General features: G+C 72.1%; 6 protein-coding genes and 1 pseudogene. All 7 read right to left on the reverse strand.

Annotation, left to right across the window (positions count from 1 at the left end):
- Positions 1-334 (reverse strand): annotated as a pseudogene (locus ACFWGJ_RS36500) (phosphopeptide-binding protein); the annotation flags it as partial.
- A gap of 114 nt (positions 335-448) precedes the next feature.
- The gene (locus tag ACFWGJ_RS36505; RefSeq protein WP_387333194.1) at positions 449-1,795 is read right to left on the reverse strand and encodes a VWA domain-containing protein; all 1,347 of its coding nucleotides are present in this window, start codon (positions 1,793-1,795) and stop codon (positions 449-451) included.
- Positions 1,796-1,948: 153 nt separating this feature from the next.
- Positions 1,949-3,469 (reverse strand): PP2C family serine/threonine-protein phosphatase, encoded by a 1,521-nt coding sequence (locus ACFWGJ_RS36510; RefSeq protein ID WP_387333196.1) that lies wholly within the window; start codon positions 3,467-3,469, stop codon positions 1,949-1,951.
- Positions 3,470-3,472: 3 nt separating this feature from the next.
- Positions 3,473-6,259: a tetratricopeptide repeat protein gene (locus tag ACFWGJ_RS36515; protein ID WP_387333198.1), complete on the reverse strand. Its 2,787-nt coding sequence runs from the start codon at positions 6,257-6,259 to the stop codon at positions 3,473-3,475.
- Positions 6,256-7,578, reverse strand: coding sequence for a hypothetical protein (locus ACFWGJ_RS36520; protein ID WP_387333200.1), 1,323 nt, complete (start codon positions 7,576-7,578; stop codon positions 6,256-6,258). The genes ACFWGJ_RS36515 and ACFWGJ_RS36520 overlap by 4 nt, the downstream gene beginning before the upstream one ends.
- A 124-nt stretch (positions 7,579-7,702) precedes the next feature.
- The gene (locus ACFWGJ_RS36525) at positions 7,703-8,722 is read right to left on the reverse strand and encodes a glutamate ABC transporter substrate-binding protein (RefSeq protein ID WP_387333202.1); all 1,020 of its coding nucleotides are present in this window, start codon (positions 8,720-8,722) and stop codon (positions 7,703-7,705) included.
- A gap of 14 nt (positions 8,723-8,736) precedes the next feature.
- Positions 8,737-9,982: hypothetical protein (locus tag ACFWGJ_RS36530; protein WP_387333204.1), on the reverse strand; the 1,246-nt coding region annotated here is incomplete at its 5' end.

Raw genomic sequence — 9,982 nt, forward strand, 5'->3', positions numbered from 1 at the left:
GACCCGGACCGCCCGGGCCCGGCCCCGGGGGACGCGGCGCGGCGGGGGTGTACGAGGTCGCGGTGTTCGTCAGGAAGTTCCACCGGCACTCCTCGCAGAACGGCGCCCCGCCCTCGCGCGGGGTGCGGCACTGCGGGCACAGCTCCGCCTCGGGCGCCGGGTCGGGCACCGCGGACAGGTGCGGCCGGCCGCCCCGGCCGGGCGGCGGGTAGCCGTAACCGGCCGCCGGGGGCGGCGGCGGAGGTGGCGGGGGCACGGCACCGGCCATGCGGTGACCGCAGACCTCGCACCAGTCGTCGGAACCCGACTGGTGTCCGTTCGGGCAGGTCGGCATGTCGGCGCTTCCCCCTCTCATGTCCGGCCCACCGGGGACCGTAAATCGTGCAGAACGGCGTGCGTGATGCTCGCGTTTCGCTACGTACTGTGCGCGTAGTGCCTGTGCACTGCGCTACTTCTTTACACGAACAGTCTTTGTGGACCGTGTTTCGAGAGTCATCTCGTCGGCCTCCGCGACCTTCGCCTTCAATCGCACAGTACCCGCCGCGGCATCGACCACGTCCACCACCTTCGCAAGCAGTTTCGCCGTATCCGCGTTTCCGGAGGCACTCGCGAGCTGAACCGCGCGGCCCAGTTTCGCCGTCGCCCCGTCGGCATCTCCCGCTTTGCGCGCATCCAGGCCCTGTTGGATGGCTTGCGCCAGTTCCGCCTGACCCGTGTAGTGCGCGACCTGCGGATTGATCGACGTGGACGCCGTCATGTCGTCGGTCCACACGGCCCGTACGAGCCCCTGCGCGCCCAGGGTCTGGGCGGTGCCGTCGCCGTGCGGGATCACCAGGGAGACCCGGGCGGCGAGCATCTCCTGCCCGAGGCCGGCCTCAGGCACCTCCACGCAGACGTGGTAGTCGCGGGACTCGTCGCCCCAGGAGCCCGTGGGGTAGTCCCCGGCGCGCGGGCCCGCCTCGGTGCGGCGGTCGGTCAGCGCCTCGACCGTCGGCGCGACCTGCTTGACGAACCTGATGGAGGTGCCGACCGGGGTCCACAGCCGCAGCGCCACGTCCGCGACCTCCTTGCCCATGGCCGTCTCCATCATCTGCGTGAAGTCGGCGGACAGGCCCGCCGGATCGGCGACGATGTCGGCGGTGCCGAGCAGTGCGGACGCGATGCCCGTGACTTCTTTCACTTCCCAGTCCGTGCCGACGCCCCGGGCGTCCGCGGTGAAGCGGCCGGCGCAGGCGTCCAGGGCGGCTTTGAGGTCCTCGGGCGACTCGTGTTCGTTGCGGCCGTCGGTGAGCACGATGCCGTGCCGGATGGTGACGTCCGCCGAGGACAGCAGCCGGTCGGCCAGCTTCAGCCAGGTGCCGATCGCGGTGCCGCCGCCCGCGCTGAGCTTGCGCAGCGACTGCTTGGCCTGCTCACGGGTCCGCGCGTCGGCGACTGCCAGTTCGCCGTTGCCCGGGTAGACCTCCTTGGCCACGTGCGTCCCGCCGATCACCGCGAAGTGCACGCCGTCCCGCAGGGCGTCGATCGCGGCGGCCGTCGCGTCCCTGGCGCCGCGCATCTTGGTCGGCGGGTAGTCCATGGACCCGGAACAGTCGACCATGATCGCCACGGCCGCGTCCGGGCTCTGTCCCGGTGTGTACAGATGGGGTGCCGCGACGGCACTCCCGACCGTGCCGCCGCCGGTGGAGGTGACCGTCACGATCGCGTTGACCTCGCGGCCGCCCTCCGGCAGGTACTCGTTCTGGTAGACCTCCACCGAGAACTGCGGCACGTTCGACTTCGAGAAATTGGCCATGCGTTCTCTGCTCCCCCTCAGGACTCCCACAGGTCGTGGGTGATGTCGGTGGGCGGACCGGTCCCCTCCGGTCCCGACCGGGCCGAGGCCCGCGCCGTCCCAGTCGTCCCCACCGTCACTGCCGTCTCTACCGTTTCGTACCGCTTGGGCCTCTTAGGCCGATCCTGCCCCTTGTTGCGGCGCCGGGAACGGAAGGACGGCCACTGTTACGTTGTCGTGGCCACCGCCGTCCAGGGCGTGGCCCACCAGGACCTGGGCGCAGTGCAGCGGCCGTTCGGCGGCGTCGGCCGGGACGACCTCGGCCATCTCCTCGGCGCCCTCGGCGTAGTTCCACAGTCCGTCGGTGCAGACCACGACCACTCCGGGCCGGTCCGGCTTGAAGGAAGCGGTGTGCGGCTCCAGTTCGTACGAGTCCGCGCCGAGCCACCCCGTGATGGCGTGGGCGCGCTCGTCCGCGTACGCCTCGGCCTCGTTCATCAGGCCCGCGGCGACCATCTGCGCCGCCCAGGAGTCGTCCTCGGTGAGCCGGGCGGGCGGTGCCGACCGGTCGACGGGCACCCAGTAGACGCGGCTGTCGCCGACCCAGCCGACGACCAGCAGGGTGGGGGTGACGACGGCGCCGACGAGCGTGCAGGCCGGGGCGTTCACATGCGGCTGGTGCTCGTGGGAGGGGGCGGCGGGGTCCGCGAGGGAGTTGACCGCCTCGGCGGCGGCCAGGATCGCGTCGTGCATGGCCTGCTGCGGGTGCGTACCGCAGGGCAGGGCCGCGAGCAGCGACTCGTTCGCGGCGCGGGAGGCCGCCAGGGAGGCCTCGTCGGGGCGGGTCGCCGAGGAGACGCCGTCGCAGACGATCGCGACGACCGCGGGCGCACCGTCGGGCAGCGCGGTCGCGGACACCGTGAACGCGTCCTCGTTGCGGTGGTGGCGCAGCCCGCGGTCGCTGACCGCGGCGACCGCGTCCAGCTCCTGTTCCATGTGGTCGCGTTCGCGCGGCTGCGCGTGGCCGCAGTTCTCGCAGTAGCCGTCCCGGTCGACCTGGCCGGCGCGGCACGCCACGCAGACCTTCAGACCGGCGGCGGGCGTCACGAGGTCGGCCGTCCGCGGGTCGGCGGGCGACGCCTCGATCGTGGGCACCTCGACGGTCGGCAGTTCGTCCGCCGGGATCTCGGGCGGCAGCGGCGCGGCGAGCGGGTACTCGTCCGGTTCCGCAGCGGGGCGGGCCGGCGCGTGGGCCGGGGCCGGCGGGTGGCCCGGCGGCCGGGCGTGGCCCTGCGCCTGCGGCCGTTCCGGTGGCAGGGCGGACGACTGCGCGTGCGGCGGGGCGGGCGACCCGGCGGGGCGGTCGAACCGGACGCCGGGGCTGTCGGAGCCGCCCGACTCGCGGCCCTCGATGTCCGCGGGCAGGACCACGGCCGCCGGGGTGCCCGAGCTGTCGGCCTCGGGCGCGACGGGCCAGTCCACGGCGGTCACCGGGGCCGCGGGCGCCGCGGGCGCCGCCTCGGCCGCGGCCGAAGGAGGCCGTGGCGCCGAGCCGTTCATGGTGATCGTGGGGTGGTCGTCCGGCGGCGCCGGTACGGCCGACAGGTCGTAGCCGCACGCACCGCAGAAGCGGTCTCCCGACTCCAGCGGTTCCTCACAGCTGGGGCAGGCGGCCAGTTGGGGCATCTGCGACATGAATTACACCCACGTCCGGGGGCGGTAGCGGTTGGCGCGCTCCACCAGATCGATCCTCTCCTCGCCACCCTGGGCGAGCCGGGCCAGTGTCCGGTACGAACGCTCCAGTCCGAAGCGCAGGCCCCGCTCGTCCAGGTCACTGCCGAGCAGTACGGTCCGCGCACCCGTGTTCGACGGGGCGGAACCCTGGATACCGGAGAGTACCCAGTCCAGGGCGCAGCCAAGGACCTCTGTGGACAACTGCTCGCGGCGCACCGCGTCCAGGCCGTACCCGTCCAGTGCCTCGACCTGGGCCGCGGCCGAGGTCAGGTCGTCCAGGAACGGCGCCACAGGGCCCCCGGAAGTCCCAGGAGCCACAGAAGCCCCCGGAGCCCCGGCAGGAGCCCCCAGCACCCCCGGCGGGCGCGGAGCGGCCTCGGCCAGGCGCTGCCTCAGCCGCGCCCGGACCGCGGCGACCCGCGCCGCCGTGTAGTGGATCGAGGACTCCGGCACCGACTCCAGCGTCCGTACGGCGCCGGTGCGGTCGCCCGCCGCGAGCTGGACGCGGGCCAGGCCGAACGCGGCGCTCACATAACTCGGGTCGGTCGTCCACACCAGGCGGTAGTACTCGGCGGCGTTGTCCAGCTGCCCGAGGACCTCCGCGCACAGGCCGAGGGCCAGCTTGGGCGCGGGCTCACCGGGGAACGCGTCGTAGATCGCGTCGAAGGACACCGCCGCCACCTCGTGGTCGCCGGCCGCGAGCGCCGCGACGCCGCGGTACCAGACGACCCGCCAGTCGTCGGGGTGGTCCGTCTCCAGTGTTTCGAGCGCCCTGGTCGCGTGGTCCAGTTCACCCAGCTCCAGACGGGCCCGCAGTTCGCGCAGCCGCAGTTCGGGGGAGCCGGCGGGCGCCGACTGCAGGGCGCTGATCAGCTCCCCGGGCGCGGACGTCATCAGACCGGCCAGGAAGCCGGCGTTCGGATCGCCGGGGTCGACATGGGGGACCGGGAGCGCGAGCGAGGCGGCCGGGGTGTTCAGCGGTTTGACGAGGGAGGCCGCGGCGGGCGCCAGGAGGGGCGAACCGTTCGCCCCCGTCCCCGTCGTCGCCGGCGCGTTCGGCGAGCCGTTCGTCCCCGCCGCAGCCAGGTGCGGCGAACCGTTCGCCGCGGCCTGCGGAGCCGGTGATGCGTACCCTCCGGCGGTCAACGGCGGTGAGCCGTTCGCCCCGACGGGCGCGCCCTTCCTCAGCCGCTTCCCCCGCTTCTCGCGTACGGGCTCCACGCGGACGCCCAGCCGTGACACGTCGCCGCTCAGCCTGCCGAACAACTCCGTGTCCGTGACCTTCAGTTCGGGTCCGAACAGCGTGGACAGCGCGGGCCGCGGCCGGCCCGTCTGCACGGCGACGACCTCGCGCAGCACCCCCGTGAGCTGCTCGGCCATCTCCTGCGCGGAGGCGAACCGGCGGGCCGGGTCGGGGTCGGTGGCCCGTACGAGCAGCCGGTAGAAGGACTCGTAGGTGCGGAAGACCTCGATGTTGTCGGGGTCGGGCAGGGAGTCCACGAACACGTTCGTGTAGCCCTGGAAGTCGAAGGTCATCACCGCCAGGGTGCGGGCGACCGTGTACAGGTCGGAGGCGACCGAGGGGCCCACGTCGGCGACCTCAGGGGCCTGGTAGCCGACCGTGCCGTAGATGGCCGACTCGTCGTCGTCCATCCTGCGCACCGCGCCCATGTCGATCAGCTTGAGCTGGTCCTCGGTCTGTATCGCGTTGTCGACCTTGAAGTCGCAGTACAGGAGATTGCGGCTGTGCAGATGACCGAGCGCCTCCAGCGCCTCGATGCCGTACGCGCAGGCCTGCTCCACGGGCAGCGGGTCGCGCTTGCCGGCCGGGGTGCGGCGGTCGTTGGCGATCTCCTTGAGGGACTTGCCGCCGACGTACTCCATGACGATGTAGCCGTCGAGGGACCCGGTCCGCTGGTCGAGGTGCTCCACGAAGTTGTAGATCCGCACGATGTTCGCGTGCTCGATCTCGGCGAGGAAGCGGCGCTCGGAGATCGCGGCGGCCATGGCGTCCTGGTCGCCCGTGTCGAGGAGGCCCTTGAGGACCACCCAACGGTCGGACACCGCCCGGTCGACGGCCAGATAGACCCAGCCGAGCCCGCCGTGCGCGAGACAGCCCATGACCTCGTACTGGCCGTGCACGATGTCGCCGGTCCGCAGCTTCGGCACGAACGAGTACGGGTGGCCGCACTTGGTGCAGAACCCCTCCGTGCGCCCGGACCGCTCCCCGCGCGAACGCCCCACCGGGGCCCCGCAGTCGGACCGCGAGCAGAATCGCTTCCGCTCCGGAACCTCGGGGTTCTCCTGCACCATCGCGTGCGGATCGGGCCGCGGTACGTCCGGCACCTGTACGAGACCGACGCCGAGCCGGCCGCGGCTGGAGGAACCGGCCGCCGAACCGGAACTGCGCACCGACACCGAACGGCCCGTCGACCGCCCCGACACGGCCCGCGAGAGGCGGCCCGACACCGAACGCCGGGACTGCGCGGAACGCGACGTGGAACGCGCGGACGCACGGGAGCCCGAGCGCGAACTCCCGCTGCCCGAACCCCGCGAGCCCCTGCCACCCGCCGTGATCCCGGTCGGCGGCGAACCCACCATGCCGGTCGAGGAGACGACCGGCGCCAGACCGCAGGTGTCGCAGTACAGCTCGCCGCCGCCCATGTCCTCGTACGACCCGGGGCAGCCGGGCCGCTGACACTGTTTCTGCTGACTCTCCTGACTCGGCCGGCTCTCGTTCGGCTGACTCATGACTCCCCCCTCCGGTCCTGCGGCCCGCCGTTCCCGGGGACCCTCGGCACCAGTACTTCGGCGGCCGCCTGCTGATAGCGCAGCACCGCCTGTTCCGCCACGCGCAGGTCGCAGGGCGCGCTCCACAGCATGCGGCGCGCCGCGTCGTACCGCTCCACCAGCAGCGGATCCTCCGCGAAACCGTGCCGTGCGACCTTCGCCTTGTACGCGTCGAGCCGGCCGCGCAGCTCCGCGCGGACCGCGAGCGGCGCGGTGACCGCGGTCAACTGCTCGCGGGCGCGCAGCAGTTCGTCCTCGGCCTTCTCCTCCAGGGACTCCAGCAGGGGAGAGAGGCGGTGCCACTGCGCGTGCCTGCGGTACTCGGAGGCCATCGCGAGCTGTTCCTGCAGCGCGGTCGGCGGGCCGCTCACCGCGGGCACCTCGGAGGCGGCGATCTTCGCCAGCACCTCGCCGCGCGCGCTCCTCGCCTCGGCCAGTGTGCGGTCCGCGCGGCTCAGCACGTCCCGCAGCCGCACCAGCCGCGCCTCGGCGTCCTGCCGCACGGTGAGCACGGCGTCGATCTCGCGGCGCACCTCTTCCAGGGCGCGCGCCTCGCGGTCGTAGCGTGTCGTGTCGGGACGGCCGCCGCCCGGCGCCGAACTGCCCTGCGCGGGCGTCCAGAAGGCCAGCGGGTCGGACACCACCTGCTCGCGCAGCGACGTCAGGGTGCGGGTGATGCGCTCCAGGTCGTCGCCCGAGGGGTGCTCACCGGGCCGTACGCCCACGGAGTGCGCGAGCCTGCGGGTGCGCTGCAGCTCCGCGGCCAGTAAATCTATCCGCGCGGGCAGCGCCGACCAGACGGCGTCGGCCGTGACGACCATGTCCAGCGAGGTCGCGTACAACTCGTTCATCCGCTCGACGAGTTCGGCGAGGGTGAAGCGCTCGCTCAGCCGGCCCGTGCCCGCCATCGTGGGGGCGGCGGCCGTCGCGGAGGCGCTGCCGGCCACCGTGACGCTCTCCCCGCGCAGCAGTTCCGTCAGTTCCACGAGGTCGTCGCGGCTGGACCAGCGTCTGCGGGAGCGGATCTCGCGGGCGGAGCGCAGCGCGTCGGCGTACGCGTCGAAGTAGGACCAGAGCAGGGTGATCGACGCCTCGGCGGTGCTCCAGCGTTCCTTGGTCGTGCCCGTCAGCTCGGCACCTTCGAGGAGTCTGCGGCCCGCGTGGTCCTGGAGGGCGAGGAGCGAGGTCTCGATGGCCTCGTGCTCCGCGCCGAGCCGCGCCAGCGCACGGTCCACCTCGTCCCGGTCCAGTACCGGCCCGGATGGTCCCGCGACGCCCATCGATCACCCCTCGTTTCCTGTTGCCCGCGCTGGTCTGTCCTGTACCGCTCGTGCCGCGCCGCTCATCTCGTCGTCCCGGTGCGCAATCATCCGCGTCAACCGTGGAACTACCGGAGTGTCATGGTCATTTGTACTGGACCGGAGGCGGCCCGGACGACTCACCGAGGCTCTCGGCGAGCCACCTGTCGTACGACGTCTGCCACCCGTCCTTGCGGTAGTCCACCAGGATCTGGTTGACCCGGCGCACCAAATCGTCGGCGCCCTTCTTCATCGCCACGCCGTAGAACTCGTCCGTGAACGGCTTGCCCTTGAGCCCGACCGTCGGGTCCTGTGCGGCCTGGCTGGCGGCGAGCGCCCCGTCGGTCACCACGGCGTCCGCCTCACCGAGCTGCAGCCGTACCAGACAGTCGAGTTGGTTCGGCACGGTGCGGTCCTCGAAGTCGGCGGACGCAGGGAGGGTGCCCGCCGTCCTCGCCGCCTTCACCGCTTCCAAGGCGGTCGAGCCCTTCGCCGTGCAGATGCGTTTGTCCGCAAGGGACTTGTCGAGCCCGGTGATGTCCGACTTCTTCGGGGCGAGCACCTGCTGGCCGGTCTCGAAGTACGGCGAGGAGAAGGCGACCTGTTCCAGCCGCTTGCAGTTGATCGTCATGGTGCGTACCACCATGTCGACCTTTTCGCCCTGGATCGCCTTGATGCGCTGATCGGTGGGGATGGCCCGGAAGCGGACGTTGTTCGGCTTGTCTCCGACGATCTTGTCCGCGATCTCCTGCGCGAGGTCGATGTCGAAGCCCTCCAGTTCGGCGTTGTCCGACTCGCTGTTCGGGTCGCGGTAGCCGAAGCGGTAGCTGTTCTGGTCGACACCGACGACCAGGTAGCCGCGCTTCTTGATCTTCTGGACCGTCTTGCCGTCCTGGTCGCCCGAGGACGGCGACAGGCTCTGCTTCTCGGGGTCGGGGCAATCCTCTGCAGCCCTGACCTGGTCGCCCCTGGCCGTACCCGGCGCGGCGAGGTCCTCGGCGTCGTTCCCGCGTGACTGGGTCGCCGGCAGCAGCAGTGCGAAGACCACCGCCAGGGCACAGACGACCGCCATGGCCGCCACACCGCCCCAGCCCTTCAGGCTGGCCCGCAGACGTCGTGCGTTCATCGTCATGCCCCCTCTCACCGGTACTCCGACAGCCTGCGCCCGATGCCCAGCACCGCGCCGGCCGCGGCCAGCACGGCGAGCACCGCGGCGCCCACCACCAGGCCGTTCATCGCGCCCCGGCCGTCACCGGCCGCCCGCTCGAACTCGGCGCGCTCGTGCGTGAGCGCGGCCGCCAGATTCGTGTCCACGCTGTCGAAGCACTCGCCCGTCGGCTTGTCGGCCTTCGAGCCGATGACCTTGTCGAGCGCCTTCTGGTAGTAGCCCAGCTGGTCCTGCTCGCGGGCCTCCGCGTGCCGTTCCTTCCAGACCTTCATGTTGCCCGTCGCGGCCTCGACCGGCTTCACGCCCGCGGCGTCGTCGGCGAGGTCCTCGGCGGCGGCCAGCTTCGCGGTGAGGTCCTTCATCCGCTGGTCGAAGTCATAGTCGAACGTGTCGACCGTCCTGGTCCCGGCTTCGGTGACCACGTCCTTGGTCTCCGCGCCGCGGGAGACCAGCGTCAGGTTCTCGTTGCTGCGGGCCTTGAGCGAGGCGAGCCGGGCGTCGTTCAGCGTGTTCAGAGAGCGCACACCGTGGTCGTACGAATCGTTCAGCCCGGCGCGGGCGACGGTGTGGCCGACGACCAGCCAGAGCAGGACGACCGTGGTGGCCGCGGTGGCGGCCACCAGGCCGTGGTTCAGCACGCGGTTGGTCCGGCGGTAGTTGCGCCGCTGCGCCCACACGAGACCGCCGATGGCCACGACGCCGGCGCCGATCGCGATCCACGGATAGGGCGTCGCGTCGTCGTAGTCGGAGCGCAGCCGCTGGTTCTCCACCTTGTAGAGCCGCTCGGCGTCGTCGAGCATGATCTGCATCTTCGCGTTCGCGTACCGCAGGTAGGCGCCGCCGAGGGGGAAGCCCTGCCGGTTGTTGGCGCGGGCCCGCTCGACCAGGCCCTTGTACTCGGGAAGCATCGTGTTCAGCTCGGTGATGGTCTTCGCCGAGGTGGAGCCGGGCTGGGAGTTGGCCGCCGCCGTCACCAGTTTGTCGGCGGCCTGGCCGATGTTGCGCTCGTAGTCGTCGCGGGACCTCTTCGTCTCCTGGCCGCCCGCGAGGAAGCCGCTGGACGCCGCCGTGTTGGCGGCGGCGAGGGAACGGTAGATGTCCGCGGCATCGGCGCTCAGCGGCTGGCTGCTGTGCAGCACGTCGTCCGCGGCGGCCGAACGGTCCGTCATCTGCCAGGCGGTGAGCGCGCCGAACGCGACGACCAGAACGGCGAGGACC

The sequence above is a fragment of the Streptomyces sp. NPDC060205 genome (genome assembly GCF_042728395.1).
Classification (GTDB): Bacteria; Actinomycetota; Actinomycetes; order Streptomycetales; family Streptomycetaceae; genus Streptomyces.

Coding starts and splice junctions, on each gene's coding strand:
- ACFWGJ_RS36525 (WP_387333202.1), bottom strand. CDS start 8,722: ATGAACGCACGACGTCTGCGGGCCAGCCTGAAGGGCTGGGGCGGTGTG.
- ACFWGJ_RS36520 (WP_387333200.1), bottom strand. CDS start 7,578: ATGGGCGTCGCGGGACCATCCGGGCCGGTACTGGACCGGGACGAGGTG.
- ACFWGJ_RS36510 (WP_387333196.1), bottom strand. CDS start 3,469: ATGTCGCAGATGCCCCAACTGGCCGCCTGCCCCAGCTGTGAGGAACCG.
- ACFWGJ_RS36505 (WP_387333194.1), bottom strand. CDS start 1,795: ATGGCCAATTTCTCGAAGTCGAACGTGCCGCAGTTCTCGGTGGAGGTC.
- ACFWGJ_RS36515 (WP_387333198.1), bottom strand. CDS start 6,259: ATGAGTCAGCCGAACGAGAGCCGGCCGAGTCAGGAGAGTCAGCAGAAA.